Raw genomic sequence first — 21,855 nt, 5'->3', positions numbered from 1 at the left:
CTCCGCACTCCTCCCGGAAGCACTCGTCGCTCACCCACCACAACGTGCGGATATAGCTTTGCACACTACGATTCTGGAGTGCCTGACGTCTTGGAACTCTCGACTATTGCGCAGACGGCCGACGGCGTGCTGCGTGGTACCACCGAGGGCGGCGTCGCGGTGTGGCGCGGTGTGCCCTACGCGCAGCAACCGGTGGGGGACCGGCGGTTCCTGGCGCCGGCCCCGCTGCGGCCGTGGTCGGGTGTGCGGGATGCGGTCGAGCACGGGCCGCTGCCGCCGCAGGGCCGGTCGTTTGTCGGTGGCGGTCGCGATGACCCCAAGATCCGGGACGAAGCCTGTCTGACGGTGACCGTGTGGTCGCCGGACACCTCGGGTTCGTTGCCGGTGATGGTCTGGATTCCCGGCGGTGCCTTTGTCTACGGTGCGGGCCAGTTGCAGCTCTACAACGGTTCCCGGCTGGCCGCCCGCGGTGTGGTGGTGGTCAACGTCACCTACCGGATCGGGGTGTTCGGCGGGTTCGAGCTGGGCTCCCTCGGCGCCGGTTTCGACGACAACCTGTGCCTGCGCGATCAGCTGGCCGCGCTGCGGTGGGTGCGCGAGAACATCGCTGCTTTCGGCGGTGACCCCGAGCGGGTGACGGTGTTCGGTGAGTCCGCGGGGGCGACGTCGGTGCTGTCGCTGCTGGCCTGTCCGGCCGCCGACGGCTTGTTCGCCCGGGCGATCGCGCAGAGCCCGGCGCTGCCGTTGATCGCCGACCGGGAGACCAGAGCGGTGCAGGCACAACAGTTTCTCGACGAGGTCGGGGTGGGTCCTGACCATCTCAAGGAGCTCCCGCAGCGGCGGCTGCGCCGGGCGGCGGGTGCGGTCCAGCTGCACAGCGCGGCCAACTCCCCGACCCTGGCCTACGGACTCACCTACGGGACCGAACTGCTGCCGCATCATCCGATCGAGGCGGCCCGGCTGGGCGCGGTCGCGCGGGTGCCGCTGATCACCGGCACCAACAGCCACGAGGCGTCGATGTTCGCGTGGACCAAGCCGCCGATGCTGCCCACCACGCTGGACACCATCGACTCGTACTTCGAGCGGACCCTGCCCGGCGCGCGTGACCAGGTGCTGGCCGGTTACCCGGACTACCCCCGGCGCCGGGCGTTGATCGCCGTCGGCTCCGATGTGATGTTCGGTGCCCCGGTCTGGGCGTTCGCGGACGCCTACAGCGCGCACGCGCCGACCCATGTGTACCGCTTCGACCACGCCACCTGGACGCTGCGGGCGCTGGGGCTGGGCGCCACCCATGGCAGTGAGATCGTGCACATCCAGCACAGCTACGGGTCGTATCTGGGACGCAAGCTCCATCCGCTGGGCCGGCGGGTGCAGCCGGCGGTGGGGAGGCGGATGCAGCAGACCTGGCTGAACTTCGCCACCCACGGGTGGGAAGAGGGCGCGGTGTGGGATCCGGAATGGCCCCGGTACGACGCCCAGACGCGGGCCACCCGCGTCATCGAGTCCGCTCGCGACGTCACCGTCGAGGATCCCGACCGGCTGCGCCGGGCCGCCTGGTCGGGACTGCACTAGAGCGGGTGCGTTCTTCCGGCGCGGGAGCTAGACGGTGGCGTACCGGGTGTCGCAGTAGCGGCGCAGGTTGTGCAGGAACCGTTGGAACAGCCAGCTCATCACCGGACGGCCGGCGAGCATGCCGAGGTTGCCGGCCACCCCGTTGGATTTGATCGCCATCACCCATGTCAGGTGGCAGCCTTGCTCCGTCGGCCGGACCCGGTAGTCCTCCGCGAAGGCCGCGATGTAGGCGCTGGTGGACTGGTTGAAACGAAATGCCATGTGCGAGAACGGTTCCCACGCGAGGAACTCTTCGTCGCCGACGATGTGGCCGCGCATGTGCACGGTACGTGTGGTGCCGACGCCAAACGGCTTGGGGCTGGTCCAGTCGACCTTGGTGATGACGGTGGCCCACTGTGGCCACGACGTTTCGTCCGACAACACCTCGAAGAGTTGTTCCGGGGTGACGGCCAGATCGACGGTGCTGACGAACCGGTGCGGGGCCGTCTCGATGAATCCCAGGTCGACGTGTTCACAGGCGTACGTGCGGGCCATGGCTACCTCCGGGTGCGGGGTGGACAGTTCACGATAACTGTCTAGTGCCGAGGCGGTGGCCGCCAGGTGGCGACCTCTAGACTGTTCCCGTCTTCCCGTCGACCCTTCAGAGGAGCATTGTGCTGCGCAGTCACACCGCCGGATCGTTGCGGGCATCGGATGCCGGCCAGACGGTGACATTGGCGGGCTGGGTGGCGCGCCGACGCGACCACGGCGGCGTCATCTTCATCGACCTGCGCGACGCCAGCGGCATCGCCCAGGTGGTGTTCCGCGATGACGGCGTGCTCGAGGCCGCCCACCGACTGCGCGCCGAGTTCTGTGTGCTGGTCACCGGGGTGGTCGAGGTCCGCCCGGAGGGCAACACGAACCCCGATATCGCCACCGGTGAGATCGAGGTCAACGCCACCACCTTGACCGTGCTCTCCGAGGCCGCACCGCTGCCGTTCCAGCTCGACGAGACGGCCGGTGAAGAGGCGCGGCTGAAGTACCGCTACCTCGACCTGCGCCGCGAAGGCCCCGGCAACGCGATCCGGCTGCGGTCCAAGGTCAACGCCGCCGCCCGTGCGGTGCTGGCCGATCACGAGTTTGTCGAGATCGAGACGCCGACACTGACGCGCTCCACCCCCGAAGGCGCCCGTGACTTCCTGGTGCCGGCGCGGCTGCAGCCCGGCTCGTTCTACGCCCTGCCGCAGAGCCCGCAGCTGTTCAAGCAGCTGCTGATGGTGGCGGGAATGGAGCGCTACTACCAGATCGCGCGCTGCTACCGCGACGAGGACTTCCGCGCCGATCGGCAGCCGGAGTTCACCCAGCTCGACATGGAGATGAGCTTCGTCGACGCCGACGACGTGATCTCGGTGTCCGAAGAGGTGCTCAAGGCGCTGTGGGCGTTGATCGGCTACGACCTGCCCACTCCGCTGCCGCGGATCGGCTACGCCGAGGCCATGAGCCGGTTCGGTTCCGACAAGCCCGACCTGAGGTTCGCCGTCGAGCTCGTCGAGTGCACCGACTACTTCAAAGACACGCCTTTCCGGGTGTTCCAGTCCCCGTACGTCGGCGCGGTGGTGATGCCCGGCGGCGCCTCGCAGCCCCGGCGCACCCTGGACGGCTGGCAGGAGTTCGCCAAGCAACGTGGACACAAGGGCCTGGCCTATGTGCTGATCGCCGAGGACGGCACCCTGGGGGGTCCGGTCGCCAAGAACCTGTCCGACGCCGAACGTGCCGGCCTGGCCGCCCACGTCGGTGCCGCGCCGGGTGACTGTGTGTTCTTCGCCGCCGGGACGCCGAAGGGCGCCCGCGGGCTGCTGGGCGCCACCCGCATCGAGATCGCCAAGCGGCTGGACCTGATCGACCCGGCCGCCTGGGCCTTCACCTGGGTGGTGGACTGGCCGCTGTTCGAGCCGGCCGATGACGCCACCGCCTCCGGTGATGTCGCCGTCGGTTCCGGGGCCTGGACGGCGGTGCACCACGCGTTCACCTCGCCGCAGCCGGAGGCCGAGTCGACGTTCGACACCGATCCGGGCACGGCTCTGGCCAACGCCTACGACATCGTCTGCAACGGCAACGAGATCGGCGGCGGGTCCATCCGTATCCACCGCCGCGACGTGCAGGAGCGGGTGTTCGCGATGATGGGTATCGACCACGAGGAAGCGCAAGACAAGTTCGGCTTCCTGCTGGATGCGTTCACCTACGGCGCGCCGCCGCACGGTGGTATCGCCTTCGGCTGGGATCGCATCGTGGCGCTGCTGTCCGGGGTCGATTCGATCCGCGAGGTCATCGCGTTCCCGAAGTCCGGCGGCGGCATCGATCCGCTGACCGACGCGCCGGCTCCGATCACGCCGCAGCAGCGTAAGGAATCGGGAATAGACGCCAAGCCCAAAACCGCTGACAGCGTGCATGGATAAGGACAAGCTGGTCGCCGATGCCGCGGCGCTCAACGACTTCAACCGCGGCATCGTCGAGGAGTTCCGGGCCAACGGTGGCGTGGTGGGCGGCCCGTTCGCCGGAAGCACCCTGTTGCTGCTGCACAGCGTTGGCGCCAAGAGCGGGAAGGTGCGGCTGTCGCCGCTGGCGTACCTGACCGTCGAGGGCCGGATGCTGATCGTCGGCTCCTACGCCGGGGCACCCAACAATCCGGCGTGGGTACACAATCTGCGCGCCAACCCGCGGGCCCGGGTCGAGGTGGGCACCGAGGCGTACGACGTCGACGTGCGGGAACTGCCCGCTGCCGAACGCGACGCCACCTACGCCAAGATCGTGGAGGTGGCGCCGGTGTTCGCCGAATACCAGAGCAAGACCAGCCGGGACATCCCGCTGTTCGAACTCGTCCGCGGCTAGGTCAGTCCTACAGCGCTTCGATGATGGTGGCGTTGGCCATGCCGCCGCCTTCACACATGGTCTGCAGGCCGTAGCGGCCACCGCGCTGGTGCAGCGCGTTGACCAGCGTGGTCATGATGCGGGCCCCGCTGGCACCCAGCGGGTGTCCGATGGCGATGGCACCGCCGTTGACGTTGGTCTTGGCCAGGTCGGCTCCGGTGCTGGCCGCCCAGCTCAGGACCACCGGGGCAAACGCCTCGTTGACTTCGAACAGGTCGATGTCCGACAGGTCGAGCCCGGCCCGGTGCAACACCTTTGCGGTGGCGGGGATGACGCCGGTCAGCATGTAGAGCGGATCCGAACCGACCACCGTGGTGGTGTGGATGCGGGCCAGCGGGGTGAGTCCGAATCGGCGGGCGGCGGCTCCGCTGGTGATCATCACCGCGGCGCTGCCGTCGGACAGTGGCGACGAGTTGCCGGGGGTGATGTTCCAGCCGATCTGCGGGAACCGGGCGCCGACGGCCGCGTCGAAGAAGGCCGGCCGCAGGCCCGCCAGGGTTTCGACGGTGGTGCCGGGACGGATGATCTCGTCGGTGCGCAGCCCGGCGATGGGTGCCAGCTCGTTGTCGAACAGGCCCTCCTTGGTTGCTTGTGCTGCCTTCTCGTGGCTGGCCGCGGAGAACTCGTCGAGCTCATGGCGTGACAGGTTCCATTTTGCGGTGATCAGCTCGGCGCTGATGCCTTGCGGGACAAGCCCTTCCGGATAGCGAACGGCCATGTTGTCGCCGAAAGGATTGCTGCCCGGCAGGACCGAGCTGCCCATCGGCACCCGGCTCATCGATTCCACGCCGGCGGCGATGACCACGTCGTAGGCGCCTGCGAGCACCCCCTGGGCGGCGAAGCTGATCGCCTGCTGGCTGCTGCCGCACTGGCGGTCGACGGTGGTGCCCGGCACGGTGTCGGGGAACCCTGCGCCCAGCAGTGCGTTGCGGGCGATGTTGACGGCCTGGTCGCCCACCTGTGTCACCGCGCCGGCGATCACATCATCCACGTTCGCCGGGTCGATCCCGGAGCGGGCGACGACTTCACGCAGGCTGTGCGCCAGCAGGTCGGCGGGCAGCACGTCGTGGAGTGCGCCACCGGCTTTTCCCTTGCCGATGGGGGTGCGCACCGCACCCACGATCACGGCGTCCCGGTCTGAGAATCCGGTCATTTCTCCTCCTGGTTTCTGCATCGAGATGACCTACCTGGGTATAGTTAGAACAACTCAGGTGGCGAAAGGATTCCGATGCCGGTGCTGCAGGGGCGGTTGGTGGACCGCGATACCTGGTCGCCGGTCGGCGAATGCCCGATCGAGAAGACGATGGTGGTGGCCGGGCAGAAGTCGGCGATGCTGATCATGCGTGAGGCGTACTACGGCACCACCCGGTTCGACGATTTTGCCAAGCGGGTGGGCATCACGAAGGCGGCCACGTCGGCGCGCCTGGGGGAGTTGGTCGCGGTCGGACTGCTGAGCAGACGCAGGTATCAGGACCCGGGGCAGCGGGCCCGCGACGAGTACGTCCTGACCCAGACAGGGGTGGATTTCATGCCGGTGGTCTGGGCGATGTTCGCCTGGGGGCGCAGCCACCTGCCCGACAGCGACCGGCTGAAGCTCACCCACCTCGGGTGTGGCGCCGACGCGGATGTCGAGATCGTCTGTGAGCACGGGCATCCTGTCCCACTCGACGAGCTCGGCGTGAAACTGACCGCCACGGGCGGGACGGCAACGGCGTGAGCTGAGTCCGGCCACCGGGTTGTTTCAGCGAAGACTGCGAGGTGCTGCCGGTTGTGATGGGATCAGCTGTTATGGGAATCAAAGTGGCGCTGGAGCATCGCACCACCTACACCTTCGACCGGCTGGTGGAGATTCACCCGCATGTGGTGCGGCTGCGTCCAGCGCCCCATTCGCGTACCCCGATCGAGGCCTACTCCCTGGACGTCGAACCGGCTGACCACTTCGTCAACTGGCAGCAGGACGCATTCGGAAACTTCATGGCCCGCCTGGTTTTTCCCAGCCGCGCCCGTCGGTTGACCATCAATGTGGGCCTGATCGCGGATCTGAAGGTGATCAATCCGTTCGACTTCTTCATCGAGGACTGGGCCGAGAGCTTCCCCTTCACCTATCCCAGCTCGCTACTGGAGGATCTCGAGCCGTACCTGCGCCCGGTGGACGAAGCCGACGAACCCGAAGCGGGTCCCGGCAAGCTGGTCACCGAGTGGGTGCACAACTTCACCATCCTCCCCGGAACCCGCACCATCGACTTCCTGGTCGCGTTGAACCGGGCCGTCAACGCCGACGTCGGCTACAGCGTGCGGATGGAACCCGGGGTCCAGACACCGGACTTCACGCTGCGCACCGGGATCGGCTCGTGCCGGGATTCGGCCTGGCTGCTGGTGTCGATCCTGCGGCAACTCGGGTTGGCGGCCAGGTTCGTCTCCGGGTACCTGGTGCAGCTGACCTCGGATGTTCCCGCACTCGACGGCCCGTCCGGGCCGCTGGCGGATTTCACCGATCTGCATGCCTGGACCGAGGTGTACATCCCCGGCGCCGGATGGATCGGACTCGATCCGACATCGGGTCTGTTCGCCGGGGAAGGCCACATCCCGTTGTCCGCGACACCACACCCGGCCTCGTCTGCACCCATCACCGGGGCCACCGGCGTGGCCGAAGCCGTGCTGGATTTCTCCAACACCGTGACCCGCGTCCACGAAGACCCCCGGGTCACGCTGCCCTACACGGAGACCGCTTGGGCTTCGATCGTCGATCTCGGCGCCCGCGTCGACCAACGGCTCGCCGACGGCGACGTGCGGCTGACGGTGGGTGGTGAGCCGACCTTCGTGTCGATCGACAACCAGGTGGACCCGGAGTGGACCACCGCCGCCGACGGGCCGAGCAAACGGGTCCGGGCCTCGGCGCTGGCGGCCCGGTTGAAGGCGCTGTGGGCGCCGCAGGGCCTGGTGCAGCGCGGTATGGGCAAGTGGTACCCGGGAGAACCGTTGCCGCGCTGGCAGATCGGACTGTTCTGGCGCGTTGACGGGGAACCGGTGTGGCGGGACCCGGCACTGCTTGCCGACCCGTGGCCCGACCCCGACGCGGGCCGGATCCAGGCCATCGCCCCGGATGCCGGCGCGCAGCTGCTCACCGCCGTCGCCGAGGGGCTCGGGGTGCCCGGCGCCCAGGTCCGTCCCGTCTACGAGGACGCGTTGAGCCGGCTGTCGGCGTCGGTGCGACTGCCTGCCGGGCCGGCAATCCTCGCCGATGACGACCTCGAAGCTGACAGCAAACAGCGGCGGGCCGATCTGCTGGAGCGCCTCGACGCCGCCGTCGTCGAACCGGCGGCCTACGTGCTGCCGCTGCACCGCCGCGACGACGACTCGGGCTGGGCCAGCGCCGACTGGCGGCTGCGACGCGGCCGAGTGGTGCTGCTCGACGGTGATTCACCCGCGGGGCTGCGGCTGCCGCTGAGCGCCATCAACTGGAAGCCGCCGCGGGTCACCCCGCCCGCGGATCCGTTGGCCGCGCACGGCCCGCTCAAGGCGGCTGCCGACAGATCCGGCACTCGGGAATCCGGCACCGACGATGCCGGCATCGATGATTCTGATGACGCGCCCACCACCGCGATGGTCGCGGAGATCAGGGACGGCTTCCTGTACGTCTTCCTGCCGCCCACCGAGACCGTCGACAACTTCCTCGACGTCGTGGCGCGGGTCGAAGAGGCGGCGGCGCAACTGCAGTGCCCGGTGGTGATCGAGGGCTACGGGCCGCCGGCGGATCCGCGGCTGGACTCGGTCAGCATCACCCCCGACCCCGGCGTGATCGAGGTGAACGTCGCCCCCACCCGCAGCTTCGCCGAGCAACGCACCCAATTGGAGACGCTCTACGAGCAGGCCCGGCTGAGCCGGCTGTCCACCGAGGCGTTCGACGTCGACGGCACCCACGGCGGAACCGGCGGCGGTAACCACATCACGCTCGGGGGCAGCACCCCCGCGGACTCCCCGTTTCTGCGGCGCCCCGATCTGCTGGTCTCGCTGCTGACCTACTGGCAGCGCCACCCCGCCCTGTCCTATCTGTTCGCCGGTCGTTTTGTCGGCACCACCTCACAGGCGCCGCGGGTCGACGAGGGCCGCGAGGAGGCGCTCTACGAACTGGAGATCGCCTTCGCCGAGATCGCGCGGCTGGGGCGCGGCACCGGTCACTCCCAACCGTGGGTGACCGACCGGGCGCTGCGGCACCTGTTGAGCGATATCACCGGCAACACCCACCGCGCCGAGTTCTGCATCGACAAGCTCTACAGCCCCGACAGTGCCCGTGGCCGCCTGGGGCTGCTGGAACTGCGCGGATTCGAGATGCCCCCGCACTTCCAGATGGCGATGGTGCAGTCGCTGCTGGTACGTTCGCTGGTCTCGTGGTTCTGGGATGCGCCGCTGCGGGCGCCGCTGATCCGGCACGGGGCCAACTTGCATGGGCGCTACCTGTTGCCGCACTTCATCATTCACGACATCGCCGATGTCGCGGCCGACCTGCGCGCCCAGGGGATCAGTTTCGACACCTCGTGGCTGGACCCCTTCACCGAGTTCCGGTTCCCCAGAGTCGGCACCGCGGTGTTCGACGGGGTGGAGATCGAACTGCGTGGTGCCATCGAGCCGTGGAACACCCTCGGTGAGGAATCCACGGCCGGCGGCACCGCCCGATACGTCGATTCCTCGGTGGAACGGCTGCAGATCCGGCTGATCGGCGCCGACCGGCACCGCTATGCCGTCACCTGCAACGGCCACCCGATCCCGATGCTGGCCACCGACAACACCGATGTGCAGGTCGGGGGTGTGCGCTACCGCGCCTGGCAGCCGCCGAGTGCGCTGCACCCGACCATCACCGTCGACGGGCCGCTGCGATTCGAACTCGTCGACCTTGCCGCCGGGATGTCCCGAGGGGGCTGCACCTATCACGTGGCGCATCCGGGGGGACGGACCTACGAGACCCCGCCGGTCAATGCGGTCGAAGCCGAGTCGCGTCGCGGCCGGCGGTTCGAGGCGTCCGGATTCACCCCGGGGCGCATCGATCTGTCCGATATCCGCGAGAAACAAGCCCGGCAGTCCATGGATGTGGGCGCGCCGGGGATCCTCGATTTACGACGGGTGCGTACCGTACTGCAATGATCTCTGCGTCGGTCACGTCGGAATCGGATACCAGGAGGACAGGCGTTGTCATCACCGTTGGCCGCGTTCGGGCCGTTCGGTGGCCGGGAATCCGGGGGGCCTGACCCCGACCGTCTGCTGGCCAGTTATCGCGACGGACGCGCTCAGCAGGCGCTTTTCGATATTCGCGGTGGGGTTCGGCCGACCTACGACGAGTTCATCGACGCGGCGGGCAATGTCCGGGAATCCTGGCGCGAGCTCGCGGCGGTGCTCGGCGAACGCGGCCAGGCCGGCTTGGACCGGCTGCGGGCCGACGTCGGCAGCCTCGTCGACAACGACGGCATCACCTACATCCAGCTCGACAGCGACGGTGAAGCGGTGTCCACCGACGGGCTCGGCACCGCCGATGCCGGCCGGTGGCGCCTCGATGCCATTCCGCTGCTGATCTCCTCCGCGGACTGGGACCTGCTGGCGGCCGGGCTGGTGCAGCGCTCCCGGCTGCTGGATGCGGTGCTGGCGGACTTCTACGGTGGCCGCCGATCGATCACCAGCGGGGTGTTCCCGCCGGAGCTGCTGTTCGCCCACCCCGGATATCAGCGTGCCGCCCGCGGCATCCAGGCTCCCGGCCGCCATCAGCTGTTCCTGCACGGCTGTGACATCAGCCGGGCAGACGCGGACACGTTCCTGGTCAATGCGGACTGGACGCAGGCTCCCTCCGGCGCCGGCTATGCGCTGGCCGACCGCCGGGTCGTCGCCCACACCATCCCCGATCTGTACGAGCGGATCGCCCCGCGGCCGACCTCCCCGTTTGCCCAGGCATTGCGGCTGTCGCTGATCGAGGCGGCACCGGAAGCCGCCGAGGATCCCGTCGTCGTGGTGCTGAGCCCGGGTATCCATTCCGAGACCGCATTCGACCAGGCGCACCTGGCGTCGCTGCTGGGCTTTCCGCTGGTGGAGAACGCCGACCTGGTGGTCCGTGACGGCACGCTGTGGATGCGTTCCCTGGGCACCCTCAAACGGGTCGATGTGGTGCTGCGGCGCGTCGATGCCGCCTACGCCGATCCGCTGGATCTGCGGGCCGACTCCCGGCTGGGGGTGGTCGGACTGGTGGAGGCGCAGCGCCGCGGCTCGGTGACCGTGGTCAACAGCATCGGCAGCGGCATCCTGGAAAGCCCTGGGGTACAGCGGTTCCTGCCCGAGCTGGCCAATCTGCTGGTCGGCGAGTACCCGCTGCTGGGCACCGCACCGATGTACTGGGGTGGCCTGGACTCCGAACGGTCCCATCTCCTGACCAAATTGGGCTCGCTGCTGATCAAACCGGCCACCGGCGGTCCCCCCATCGTCGGGCCGGCGCTGACGGCCTCGCAGCGGGAGACACTCGCGGCGCGGATCTCGGCCGCTCCCTGGCAGTGGGTGGGCCAGGAGCTGCCCACCTTCTCGTCGGCGCCCACCGACCACTATCCCGGTGGCCTGTCGTCGGCGGGGGTCGGGATGCGCCTGTTCGCGGTGTCGCAGCGCGGCGGTTACGCACCCATGATCGGTGGCCTGGGCTACGTGCTGGCACCGGGTAATGCCGCCTACAAATTGAACAGTATTGCCGCCAAAGACATCTGGGTGTTGCCGTCGACCCACGCCGGGGCCGAGCGCACGATGGGGCTGCCGCCGGTGCTGTCCGTGGTGACCCCCAGCGGCACCCGGGCCGTCAGCTCGCCGCGAGTGCTGTCAGACCTGTTCTGGACCGGCCGTTACGCCGAGCGCGCCGAACAGATGGCCCGGCTGCTCACCGTGAGCCGCGAGCGCTACCACGAATACCGGCACCGGCAGGATCTCGACGCCAGCGAATGTGTGCCGGTGCTGTTGACTGCGCTGGGTTATCTCACCGGTACCGACACCGGCTCCGACGGGGACCGGGCCGAGATGATCGCCGTCGCACCGACGACGCTGTGGGCGCTGACCACCGACCGGCGGCGGCCGGGTTCGCTGGCACAATCGGTCGAGCGGCTCGGACAGGCGGCCAGAGCGGTGCGCGATCAGATGTCCAACGACACCTGGATGGTGCTGGCAACCGTCGACCGGGCCGTGCTGCACTCGTCGGATTCCCCGCCGGACTCCTTTCTGCACGGCGACGCGGAAATGGCCTCCGCACACGCCAAGACCCTGTCCGGGATGCTGGCGCTGTCCGGGGTGGCGGCCGAGTCGATGGTGCACGACGTCGGCTGGTCGATGATGGACATCGGGAAACGGTTGGAGCGCGGGATGACGCTCGCGGCCCTGCTGCGCGCCACCATGGCCACCGCCCGCAGCGTCGAGGCCGAACAGGCCATCACCGAGGCGGTACTGGTGGCGTGCGAGTCGTCGTTGATCTACCGGCGTCGCAACCTCGGCAAGGTCAGTGTGGCCGCCGTCGCGGACCTGCTGCTGTTCGACGCCGAGAATCCCCGCTCGCTGGTCTATCAACTCGAACGATTGCGCGCCAACCTGTTGGCGTTGCCGGGGGCGGCGAACTCGTCGCGGGCGCAGCGGTTGGTCGACGAGATCGGGATCCGGCTGCGGCGACTGGATCCCGCCGAACTGGAGGACGTCACCGCGGACGGCGAGCGCACGGAGCTGGCCGGGCTGCTCGACGGGGTGCAGGCCGGGCTGCGGGAATTGGCGACGGTCATCTCCGCCACCCAGCTGTCACTGCCCGGCGGCATGCAACCGCTGTGGGGTCCCGACGAGCGCCGGGTCATGCCGTGACCTCCGCTGTCCAGGGCACCCGCCGCTACCAGGTGACCCATCAGACGACCTACCGGTACTCCGATGTGGTGACCAGCTCCTACGGCCGGTGCCATCTGACTCCGCGCAACACCGACCTGCAACGCTGCCTGTCGCATGCGCTGGACATCGACCCGGGTGCGGCCGACAGTTCGGTCAGCCGCGACGTCTACGGCAACACCAGTTCCTACTTCCACGTGACGGCCCGCCATCACACCCTGGTCGTGACCGCCCGCTCCGTTGTCGAGGTGGATCCGCCACCGCCGGATCTCTATCGCGGGGGAGCGGCGTTGTCAGCCTGGGAGACGCTGCGTCCGTCGGGGCCCGTCGGCGCGCTGGCCCGCGAGTTCACCCTCGATCTGCAACCCCCGGAGATCACCGCGGCGGTACGCGACTATGCGGCGCCCAGCTTTGTTCCCGGCCGGCCACTCATCGACGTGCTCACCGATCTCACCGGGCGGATCTTCACCGACTTCACCTATCGGTCCGGGTCGACGACGGTGTCCACTCAGGTGGCCGAGGTGTTGGAGGCCCGGGAAGGGGTGTGCCAGGACTTCGCCCGGCTGGCCATCGCCTGTCTGCGTGCCAATGGTCTGGCCGCCAGCTACGTATCGGGTTATCTGGCCACCGATCCGCCGCCCGGCAAGGACCGGATGATCGGCGTCGACGCCACCCATGCCTGGGCGGCGGTGTGGACACCGCAGGGTGATTGGCTGGGTTTGGATCCGACAAACGATCAGATGGCCGACGAGCGTTACATCGTCGTGGGTTGGGGTAGAGACTATGCGGACGTTCCGCCGCTGCGGGGCATCATCTACACCGACTCGGAAAGCAGCGTGATCGACGTGGCCGTGGACGTGGCACCGATGCAGGGATCCTTCGATGCGTGATTTCCTGTGTCCGAACTGTGGACAGCATCTGACCTTCGAGAACTCGGTGTGCCTGGCCTGCCGGAGCCCGGTGGGATTTTCACTCGACGATCTGGCGATGCTGGTGATCGCCTCCGGCGAGGATGCCGCCCAGAGTGGGGCGGTGGATACCCAGCAGTACCGACTGTGTGCGAATCTGCATCTGGCCGAATGCAATTGGCTGGTACGTCAGGACCCGGGGAGCGCGGTGGCGGGGGAGTTGTGCGCGTCCTGCACGCTGACCCGCAGTCGGCCCAACGACGCCGACACCGCGGCGCTGGCGGCGTTTGCGGTGGCCGAACGCGCCAAACGCCGGCTCATCGCCGAACTGTACGAACTGCGTCTGCCCGTCGTCAGCCGCGTCGAGGACCCGGACTTCGGGCTGGCCTTCGACCTGTTGTCCAGCGAGTTCGAGAACGTCGTCACCGGACACCAGAACGGGGTCATCACACTGGATCTCGCCGAGGGCGACGATGTGCACCGCGAACAGTTGCGGGTCGAGATGGCAGAGCCCTACCGGACGTTGCTCGGGCATTTTCGGCACGAGGTGGGCCACTACTACTTCTACCGGCTCATCGGCACGGCGCCGGCCTATCGGGAGCGTGCGCTCCAGTTGTTCGGTGATCCCGAGTCCGACTACCAGGCGGCGCTGGACCGCCACTACAGCCAGGGCGCCCCGCCCGGGTGGGAACAGGACTTCGTCTCCTCCTACGCCACGATGCACCCCGCGGAGGACTGGGCCGAGACCTTCGCCCACTACCTGCACATCCGCGACACCCTCGACACCTCGGCGGCGTTCAGTTTTGCACCGGCCGGGGCAACCTTCGAGCGCCGATCGCGGGGACCCAGCGGCTTCGACAGTCTGATCGAGATGTGGTTGCCGCTGTCCTGGGGGCTGAACATGGTCAACCGGTCGATGGGCAGCGAAGACCTATACCCGTTTGTGCTGCCGCCCGCGGTGCTGGAGAAGATGCGCTTCATCCACACCGTGATCGACGAGGTGACCTCCGACCCCGTCAAGTTGGCGGCTGCCGGCGGCGCGGCCTGACGGCGAGTCTCGTGGAGGTCACGATCGCCCCGGCGCCGGTGTGGCGGACGGCCCGACGGTCATCACATTCGTAGGATCGCCGCCGTGACGGATCGCCTTGGAATGGACGTGCTCGCCAACGACCCGCACCAGCGCCGCAAGGTACGTTCGACCGAACTGCCGGTGGAGATCGGCATGGTGCTCGAGGATGTGACCTCCGGTTTTGTCGGCGCGGTGGTACGGGTCGAATACGGCCGGATGGACCTCGAAGACCGATTGGGCCGCACCCGGGGATTCCCCGTCGGCCCCGGCTATCTGATGGACGGCGCCCCCGTCATCTTGACCCCGCCCCGCGCCAAGTCCGCGCCCGCCGCCCCGAAGCGGACCGCCTCGGGTTCGGTTGCGGTACAAGGTGTCCGGGCCCGCACCGCGATCGGTGGGCGGATCTACGTGGAGGGCCGTCACGACGCCGAACTGGTGGAGCAGGTCTGGGGTGACGACCTGCGCATCGAGGGTGTGGTGGTGGAGTACCTCGGCGGTGTCGACGATCTGCCCGCACTGGTCGCCGAGTTCGCGCCGGGGCCGGGACGACGGCTCGGTGTGCTGGTGGACCATCTGGTCGCGGGTTCGAAGGAATCCCGGATCGCCGACACGGTGCGCCGCGGCCCACACGGTGAGCAGGCACTTGTGGTCGGTCACCCGTACATCGACATCTGGGAGGCGGTCAAACCCGAGCGGCTGGGCCTGACCCAGTGGCCGACCATTCCGCGCTCGGTGTCCTGGAAGCACGGCGTGTGTCAAGCGTTGGGGTGGCCGCACGCCGAGCAGGCCGATATTGCACGCGCCTGGCAGCGGATCCGGTCACGGGTCCGCGACTGGACCGACCTGGAGCCGGCACTGATCGGCCGGGTGGAGGAACTGATCGATTTTGTGACCGCCCCGCAATGACCGGCTACGAGCAGATACTCGGCCGTCCGCCCAGGTAGTTGCAGTCCATCGGGAAGCGGTCGACCACCGGCGGATCCAGTGGCCCGATGAACGTCAGCGCAAACGGCTCCTTGGTCATGCCCGGGGCCAGCCCGCACACCGAACCGTGGATCGAGGTGTGGGTGCCTGTCAGGGTCGCCGAACTGAACGCGTAGGTGTCGCTCGACGGTGCAAAACTGCCGTCGGGACAGGCCAACCCCTCGGGAACTTCCACCGTCAACGTCCACATCCCACTCACCAGGCGTGCCGTGCCGTTGAAGCTGACGGCGCGTTGGTCACGGTCCATCCCACTGCGGGACGCCAGGCTGCCCAGGATCAGGCTGCATCCCAGCGTCTGGGTGGTCTCGTCGGTGTAGTCCTGCTGGGCGCGGGTGCCGCTGGGCTGGCTGCAGATGCTCTGCATCGTCCAGGTGGAGTTGGGTTTGCCCGCCTGGGAGAAGGTGTAGTTGCCGTCGGCCGGGGGGACGATCGCCGATGCGGGTGCGGCAAAACCCACCGAGGTGGCCGCGATCGCAACCGCGACGGCGGCGAGGCGGCCCAGGGTGTTCGTGTTGGCTACATCCTTCGTCACATGACAGGTCTATCACTTTGTCAACTTGCTGGGAGGCGGTTCGGCCGCCCGAACCGGCGGTGGCGTGTCGCCGTGGGAGCAGCCGGCGTGGTTATCCTGAACGGTGTCCGACGGCCTGTTCGACCTGACCGGCTCCGAGTCGTCTGTTGCGGCTGAGGGGTCGTCGAGTGGCCTGGTCGCACCACCGCCGAACGCGCCGCTGGCAGTGCGGATGCGGCCGCGCTCACTCGATGAGGTGGTCGGGCAGCAGCACCTGCTCAAGCAGGGTTCGCCGCTGCGGCGCCTGGTGGACGGCTCCGGTGCGGCGTCGTTGATCCTCTACGGGCCGCCCGGCACCGGTAAGACCACCCTGGCGTCGCTGATCTCGAATGCCACCGGCCGCCGCTTCGAGGCACTGTCGGCATTGGCGGCCGGGGTGAAAGAAGTGCGCGCCGTGATCGAGGTGGCCCGCCGGGCGGCGATACACGGCGAACAGACCGTGCTGTTCATCGACGAGGTGCACCGGTTCTCCAAGACCCAGCAGGATGCGCTGCTGGCGGCGGTGGAGAACCGGATCGTGCTGCTGGTTGCGGCGACCACGGAGAATCCGTCGTTCTCGGTGGTGGCGCCGCTGCTGTCGCGGTCGTTGATCCTGCAGTTGCAGCCGCTGACCGCCGAGGATCTGACCAGCGTGCTGCGGCGGGCCATCGAGGATCCGCGTGGGCTGGGCGGCCACCTGCCGGTCGACGACGACGCCGTCGAGCTCATCGTGCAGTTGTCGGCCGGTGATGCGCGACGGGCTCTGACCGCGCTGGAAGTCGCCGCCGAGACCCAGGAGCGGGTCACCGTCGAGACCGTCGAACAGTCCCTGGACAAAGCGGCGGTGCGCTACGACCGGGACGGCGATCAGCACTACGACGTCATCAGCGCCTTCATCAAGTCGGTGCGCGGATCCGATGTGGACGCCGCGCTGCACTATCTGGCCCGGATGCTGACTGCCGGTGAGGACCCCCGGTTCCTGGCGCGGCGGCTGATGATCCTGGCCAGTGAGGACATCGGGATGGCCGATCCCACCGCCCTGCTCACCGCGGTCGCCGCCGCCCAGACGGTGCAACTGATCGGGATGCCTGAGGCGCAGCTGACGCTGGCGCACGCCACGGTGCACCTGGCCACGGCGCCGAAGTCGAACGCGGTCACCACTGCGCTGGGTGCGGCGATGTCGGATATCAAGGCCGGTAAGGCCGGTCTGGTGCCGCCGCATCTGCGCGACGGCCACTACTCCGGTGCGGCCGCCCTGGGCAACGCCCAGGGCTACAAGTACGCTCACGATCATCCCGATGGCGTTGTGGCGCAACAGTATCCGCCCAATGAGCTGGTGGGGGTGGACTACTATCACCCGGTCTCCCGTGGGGTGGAGCGGGAGCTCTCGGGCCGGGTCGAGCGGTTGCGCGCGATTCTGCGCCGTAGAAAGACCTGATTCGGCTCGGTGTGTCCGGATCGGGTGCGCCCGGGCTCTTGACACTGCTGCGGCCGCTGCCTACCTTGGTAGTCAACCAATTGATTGATCAACAGATAGGTTGATAATTGGGGAAAAATGAAGACGACCGGTTGGACCGGGCGTTCCTGGCGCTGGCAGATCCGGTCCGGCGTGCGCTGGTGGCGCGGCTGTCCCGCGGACCGGCGACGGTCAACGAGTTGGCCGAGCCGTTCCCGATCACCAAACAGGCGGTGTCCAGGCACATCGGGGTCCTCGAACGGGCCGGTTTGGTGACGCGGACCCGCGACGCACAACGGCGGCCGGTACACCTGGACGCCGCAGCGCTGGAGCGGCTCACCGGCTGGCTGGACGGCTACCGGCTCGACGCCGAGCGGAACTACCGCCGGCTCGACGCACTGCTGGCGAGCACTATCGAGGAGGAAACGTCATGACAAACGCACTCAACCTGGTGGCGCCGGTGGACACGCTGGCGATGGACTTCACCCGGGAGTTCGACGCCCCCGCCGCGGCGGTGTTTCGGGCCCACGCCGACGCCGATGTCTTCCGGCGCTGGATCGGGCCCCGTGGGCTGGCAATGGAGATCACCCGGTGGGACTTCCGGACAGGTGGCGGCTACCGCTACATCCACTCCGACAACACGGGCTCCTATGCGTTCAACGGTGTTTTTCACACCGTGCGGCCCGACGAATTGATCATCCAGACTTTCGAATTCGAGGGTGCACCCGACGCCGTCAACATCGACTACCTGTGGTTCGAGCCGCTCGGCGAGGCGCGCAGCCGGCTGCGCGGCCGCTCCATCTGTCCGACACTGCAGGCGCGCGACGGACTGCTCGGCTCCGGGATGGAGGGCGGCATGGCGGAGGGTTACCAGAAACTCGACGAGCTGCTGTCCGGCACCGAATTCGCCTGATCTGCCGGTCCTTCGAGACCGTCGCTGACAGGACCGGGGTGTTCGTGGGCTGGTGGGGTGGATACGGCGGCCTGTGCAATGTCTTCGTCCCACACGCCACTGCGGGGTTGCCCTCCCGTGCAGTCCGGTGAACCGCTGCTGGGCACCTGGCAGAGCATCGTGCTCGTGGACTTGAACCGCGACAACCCGCAGCGCTCGGTGCGCCTGAGCTTCGTGGCTGGCGCAACGGTACTGTTAGTCGTTTGAAAAGGCGGTTGACGCCAGGCGGACGGCGGGTGCGCACCCAGGCGGTGTGCGAACAGGAAGTGACCACGTGCAGACACACGAGATCAGGAAGCGGTTCCTCGATCACTTCGTGAAGGCAGGCCATACCGAGGTGCCCAGCGCCTCGGTGATCCTGGACGACCCGAACCTGCTCTTCGTCAATGCCGGCATGGTGCAGTTCGTGCCGTATTTCCTGGGGCAGCGCACCCCGGCCTGGGACCGCGCCACCAGTGTCCAGAAGTGCATCCGCACGCCTGACATCGACGAGGTGGGCATCACCACCCGGCACAACACCTTCTTTCAGATGGCGGGCAACTTCAGCTTCGGCGACTACTTCAAGCGCGGCGCGATCGAGCTGGCCTGGACCCTGCTGACCAACTCTGTCGACGACGGCGGATATGGCTTCGAGCCCGAAAAGCTCTGGGCCACGGTGTATCTCGATGATGACGAGGCGGCCGGCCTGTGGCAGGAGATCGCCGGATTGCCGACCGAGCGGATTCAGCGCCGCGGGATGGCCGACAACTACTGGTCCATGGGAATCCCCGGCCCGTGCGGTCCGTCCTCGGAGATCTACTACGACCGCGGCCCCGACTACGGGGTCGACGGCGGGCCGGTGGCCAACGAGGACCGCTACATCGAGATCTGGAATCTCGTGTTCATGCAGAACGAGCGCGGCGAGGGCACCTCGAAGGACAACTTCGAGATCCTCGGACCGCTGCCGCGCCAGAACATCGACACCGGGATGGGGGTGGAGCGCGTCGCCTGCCTGCTGCAGGAGGTCGACAACGTCTACGAAACCGACCTGGTGCGCCCGGTCATCGACCTGGTCTCCTCGATTGCGCCCCGCGCCTACGGCGCCGGCAACCACAGCGACGACGTGCGCTACCGGATCATCGCCGACCACAGCCGCACGGCGGCGATCATCATCGGTGACGGGGTCAGCCCGGGTAACGAAGGCCGCGGGTACGTACTGCGCCGGCTGCTGCGCCGCATCATCCGCGCCGCCAAGCTGCTCGGTGTCGACCAGCCGATCATGGCCGACCTGATGGCATGCGTGCGTGACGCGATGGGTCCGTCGTACCCGGAGCTGGCCCAGGATTTCGACCGCATCAACCGCATCGCGGTGGCCGAGGAGACCGCGTTCAACCGGACGCTGGCCGCCGGGTCGCGGCTGTTCGAGGACGCCGCCGAGACCACCCGGGCATCCGGGGCCTCGGTGCTCTCCGGTGCCAACGCATTTGCACTGCATGACACCTACGGATTCCCGATCGACCTCACCCTGGAAATGGCCGCCGAGGCGGGCCTGTCGGTGGATGAAGCCGGCTTCCGGGAACTCATGAACGAACAGCGGCAGCGGGCCAAAGCCGACGCCGCAGCCCGCAAGCTGGCGCATGCCGATCTGACCGCCTACCGCGAACTGGTCGACGCCGGACCCACCGAGTTCACCGGGTTCAATGAATTGGCCTCGCAGGCAAAGATTCTCGGAATCTTTGTGGACGGTAAGCGGGTTCCCGTCGTCACGCATGCAGGTGAAGGCGATGTTCCCGACCGCGTGGAGATCGTGCTCGACCGCACCCCGCTGTACGCCGAATCGGGCGGCCAGATCGCCGATATCGGTGCCATCTCGGGAGCCGGCGGTGCGGCCCGCGCGCAGGTCACCGACGTCCAGAAGATCGCCAAAACGTTGTTCGTGCATCGGGTCAACGTCGAGTCCGGCGAATTCGTCGAGGGTGACACCGTGACCGCCGAAGTGGACGCGAAGTGGCGCCACGGCGCCACCCAGGGCCACTCCGGCACCCACATGGTGCATGCAGCGTTGCGACAGATTCTGGGTCCCAACGCCGTTCAGGCCGGTTCGCTGAACCGGCCGGGCTACCTGCGGTTCGACTTCAACTGGCAGGGTCCGCTGTCGGAAGCGCAGCGCACCGAGATCGAGATCGTCGCCAACGAGGCCGTCGAGGCCGACTTCGCGGTGAACACGTTCAACACCTCGCTGGAGAAGGCCAAGTCCATGGGGGCGATGGCGCTCTTCGGCGAGGCCTACCCCGACGAGGTGCGCGTGGTGGAGATCGGCGGCCCGTTCTCCCTGGAACTGTGCGGCGGCACCCACGTCCAGAACTCGGCGCAGATCGGTCCGGTGACCCTGCTCGGCGAGTCCTCGGTGGGTTCGGGAGTGCGTCGGGTCGAGGCGTATGTCGGCCTCGACTCGTTCAAACACCTCGCCCGGGAACGCGCCCTGCTGGCCGGTCTGGCGTCCTCGCTGAAGGTGCCGTCCGAAGAGGTGCCCGCCCGGGTGGCCAACCTGGTGGACCGCCTACGCGTCGCCGAAAAAGAGATCGAGCGGATGCGACTGGCGACCGCGCGGTCAGCGGCAGCCAACGCGGCCGCCGGAGCCGAACAGGTCGGCTCGGTCCGGCTGGTGGCGCAGCGGATGTCCGCCGGCATGAGCGCCGGCGATCTGCGGTCGCTGATCGGTGACATCCGCGGAAAGCTGGGCAACGAGCCGGCGGTGGTGGCGCTGATCGCCGAAGGCGCCGGTGACACGGTGCCCTACGTGGTGGCCGCCAACGACGCCGCGCAGGATCTGGGGCTCAAGAGCAACGAATTGGTCAAGGTGCTGGCTGCCGCGGTGGACGGGCGCGGCGGCGGTAAACCCGACCTGGCTCAGGGCTCCGGTAAGAACGCCGCCGGAATCGACGCCGCGCTCGAGGCTCTACGCGCGGAAGTCGCCCGGGGCTAGGACGAGTGACTTCCAGCGAGCACCGGATGCCGGATCGGCCCGGCGGCCCAGACGGCCGAGGGGACCCCGGACGGGGCCGCCGGCTCGGCGTGGACGTCGGCACAGTCCGCATCGGAGTCGCTACCTCCGACCCGGATGGCATTCTCGCGACGCCGGTGGAAACGGTGCGCCGGGAGAAAACAGGTAAACACCTGCGGCGCCTGGGGCAGCTCGTGGAGGAATACCAGGTCGTCGAAGTTGTCGTGGGATTACCGCGCACCCTGGCCGACCGCGCGAGTAGTTCTGCTCTCGACGCCATCGAGGTTGCCGACGCTCTCGCACAGCGCATCACACCCGTGCCGGTACGGCTGGCCGACGAGCGGCTGACCACGGTCACCGCACAACGCTCGCTGCGGGAGGCCGGAGTGCGGGCCAAGGGACAGCGGTCCGTCGTCGATCAGGCCGCGGCGGTTGCGATCCTGCAGGGGTGGCTCGATCAGCGCCGCACCCTGGCCGCGGCGCGAGAACAGACCGATGACCCGGGTGGAGTCAGACCGGAGGCAAATGATGGTTGACGACTGGGACGACCGGGCACAGCCGGTGGCTGTCGGCCCGCCCCGGCGCGCACTGACCCGTGC

Annotated in this window: 17 protein-coding genes and 1 pseudogene; 15 read left to right on the top strand and 3 right to left on the bottom strand. The window is 68.2% G+C overall.

The features are described 5' to 3' along the window. Positions 1-78 precede the first annotated feature (78 nt). Positions 79-1,572: a carboxylesterase/lipase family protein gene (locus tag WBB07_RS28875; protein ID WP_526313092.1), complete on the top strand. Its 1,494-nt coding sequence runs from the start codon at positions 79-81 to the stop codon at positions 1,570-1,572. Positions 1,573-1,599: 27 nt separating this feature from the next. Here the strand turns inward: WBB07_RS28875 and WBB07_RS28870 are convergent, their stop codons facing one another. Next, a complete protein-coding gene (locus tag WBB07_RS28870) occupies positions 1,600-2,106 on the bottom strand; it encodes an SRPBCC family protein (protein WP_526313090.1) in 507 nt (168 codons plus the stop codon). Between the two features lie 119 nt (positions 2,107-2,225). Here WBB07_RS28870 and aspS point away from each other — a divergent pair, with 119 nt between their 5' ends. Beyond that, positions 2,226-4,007 carry an aspartate--tRNA ligase gene (gene aspS, locus WBB07_RS28865; RefSeq protein WP_526313088.1) on the top strand — a complete coding sequence of 594 codons (1,782 nt, stop codon included), beginning with the start codon at positions 2,226-2,228 and terminating at the stop codon, positions 4,005-4,007. After that, a complete protein-coding gene (locus tag WBB07_RS28860) occupies positions 4,000-4,440 on the top strand; it encodes a nitroreductase family deazaflavin-dependent oxidoreductase (protein WP_526313086.1) in 441 nt (146 codons plus the stop codon). Before aspS ends, WBB07_RS28860 begins: the two co-directional genes overlap by 8 nt. Positions 4,441-4,447: 7 nt before the next feature. On the opposite strand, the gene WBB07_RS28855 is transcribed toward WBB07_RS28860, so the two are convergent. After that, positions 4,448-5,632 carry a thiolase family protein gene (locus tag WBB07_RS28855; protein WP_526313084.1) on the bottom strand — a complete coding sequence of 395 codons (1,185 nt, stop codon included), beginning with the start codon at positions 5,630-5,632 and terminating at the stop codon, positions 4,448-4,450. Positions 5,633-5,707: 75 nt separating this feature from the next. Between WBB07_RS28855 and WBB07_RS28850 the strand changes: the two genes are divergently transcribed. The 6 genes from WBB07_RS28850 to WBB07_RS28825 all read left to right on the top strand — a co-directional run bounded on the left by WBB07_RS28850 (position 5,708) and on the right by WBB07_RS28825 (position 15,237). Then, on the top strand, positions 5,708-6,196 hold the full coding sequence (locus WBB07_RS28850; protein WP_526313082.1) for a winged helix-turn-helix transcriptional regulator: 489 nt from the start codon (positions 5,708-5,710) through the stop codon (positions 6,194-6,196). A gap of 71 nt (positions 6,197-6,267) precedes the next feature. Next, entirely contained in the window at positions 6,268-9,618 is a 3,351-nt protein-coding gene (locus tag WBB07_RS28845; RefSeq protein WP_526313137.1) for a transglutaminase family protein, read from the top strand. Between the two features lie 45 nt (positions 9,619-9,663). Next, entirely contained in the window at positions 9,664-12,336 is a 2,673-nt protein-coding gene (locus WBB07_RS28840) for a circularly permuted type 2 ATP-grasp protein (protein WP_526313080.1), read from the top strand. After that, positions 12,333-13,244, top strand: a complete 912-nt coding sequence (locus tag WBB07_RS28835) for a transglutaminase-like domain-containing protein (RefSeq protein WP_526313078.1) — start codon at positions 12,333-12,335, stop codon at positions 13,242-13,244. The genes WBB07_RS28840 and WBB07_RS28835 overlap by 4 nt, the downstream gene beginning before the upstream one ends. Beyond that, positions 13,237-14,310 (top strand): zinc-binding metallopeptidase family protein, encoded by a 1,074-nt coding sequence (locus tag WBB07_RS28830; protein WP_526313076.1) that lies wholly within the window; start codon positions 13,237-13,239, stop codon positions 14,308-14,310. The genes WBB07_RS28835 and WBB07_RS28830 overlap by 8 nt, the downstream gene beginning before the upstream one ends. Positions 14,311-14,394: 84 nt before the next feature. Further along, entirely contained in the window at positions 14,395-15,237 is an 843-nt protein-coding gene (locus tag WBB07_RS28825) for a DUF3097 family protein (RefSeq protein WP_526313074.1), read from the top strand. Positions 15,238-15,241: 4 nt separating this feature from the next. On the opposite strand, the gene WBB07_RS28820 is transcribed toward WBB07_RS28825, so the two are convergent. Continuing rightward, entirely contained in the window at positions 15,242-15,847 is a 606-nt protein-coding gene (locus WBB07_RS28820; protein ID WP_526313072.1) for a hypothetical protein, read from the bottom strand. Between the two features lie 103 nt (positions 15,848-15,950). Here WBB07_RS28820 and WBB07_RS28815 point away from each other — a divergent pair, with 103 nt between their 5' ends. The 6 genes and pseudogenes from WBB07_RS28815 to ruvX all read left to right on the top strand — a co-directional run bounded on the left by WBB07_RS28815 (position 15,951) and on the right by ruvX (position 21,792). Further along, positions 15,951-17,303, top strand: coding sequence for a replication-associated recombination protein A (locus WBB07_RS28815; RefSeq protein WP_526313070.1), 1,353 nt, complete (start codon positions 15,951-15,953; stop codon positions 17,301-17,303). Between the two features lie 107 nt (positions 17,304-17,410). Beyond that, positions 17,411-17,755, top strand: a complete 345-nt coding sequence (locus tag WBB07_RS28810) for an ArsR/SmtB family transcription factor (protein ID WP_526313068.1) — start codon at positions 17,411-17,413, stop codon at positions 17,753-17,755. After that, positions 17,752-18,234: an SRPBCC family protein gene (locus WBB07_RS28805; RefSeq protein ID WP_526313066.1), complete on the top strand. Its 483-nt coding sequence runs from the start codon at positions 17,752-17,754 to the stop codon at positions 18,232-18,234. Before WBB07_RS28810 ends, WBB07_RS28805 begins: the two co-directional genes overlap by 4 nt. A 114-nt stretch (positions 18,235-18,348) precedes the next feature. Then, positions 18,349-18,480 (top strand): annotated as a pseudogene (locus WBB07_RS28800) (hypothetical protein); the annotation flags it as partial. Positions 18,481-18,547: 67 nt separating this feature from the next. Continuing rightward, positions 18,548-21,238, top strand: a complete 2,691-nt coding sequence (gene alaS / locus WBB07_RS28795; protein ID WP_526313064.1) for an alanine--tRNA ligase — start codon at positions 18,548-18,550, stop codon at positions 21,236-21,238. A gap of 26 nt (positions 21,239-21,264) precedes the next feature. Continuing rightward, positions 21,265-21,792, top strand: coding sequence for a Holliday junction resolvase RuvX (ruvX, locus tag WBB07_RS28790; RefSeq protein ID WP_526313135.1), 528 nt, complete (start codon positions 21,265-21,267; stop codon positions 21,790-21,792). Positions 21,793-21,855: the final 63 nt, after the last annotated feature.

It is taken from the genome of Mycobacterium sp. (assembly GCF_049647605.1).
GTDB lineage: Bacteria > Actinomycetota > Actinomycetes > Mycobacteriales > Mycobacteriaceae > Mycobacterium.
The sequence above is the reverse complement of the archived record's forward strand: the minus strand, read 5'-3'. Positions and strand labels throughout refer to the sequence as shown.

Coding starts and splice junctions, on each gene's coding strand:
- WBB07_RS28870 (WP_526313090.1), bottom strand. CDS start 2,106: ATGGCCCGCACGTACGCCTGTGAACACGTCGACCTGGGATTCATCGAG.
- WBB07_RS28860 (WP_526313086.1), top strand. CDS start 4,000: ATGGATAAGGACAAGCTGGTCGCCGATGCCGCGGCGCTCAACGACTTC.
- WBB07_RS28855 (WP_526313084.1), bottom strand. CDS start 5,632: ATGACCGGATTCTCAGACCGGGACGCCGTGATCGTGGGTGCGGTGCGC.
- WBB07_RS28850 (WP_526313082.1), top strand. CDS start 5,708: ATGCCGGTGCTGCAGGGGCGGTTGGTGGACCGCGATACCTGGTCGCCG.
- WBB07_RS28845 (WP_526313137.1), top strand. CDS start 6,268: ATGGGAATCAAAGTGGCGCTGGAGCATCGCACCACCTACACCTTCGAC.
- WBB07_RS28830 (WP_526313076.1), top strand. CDS start 13,237: ATGCGTGATTTCCTGTGTCCGAACTGTGGACAGCATCTGACCTTCGAG.
- WBB07_RS28805 (WP_526313066.1), top strand. CDS start 17,752: ATGACAAACGCACTCAACCTGGTGGCGCCGGTGGACACGCTGGCGATG.
- ruvX (WP_526313135.1), top strand. CDS start 21,265: ATGCCGGATCGGCCCGGCGGCCCAGACGGCCGAGGGGACCCCGGACGG.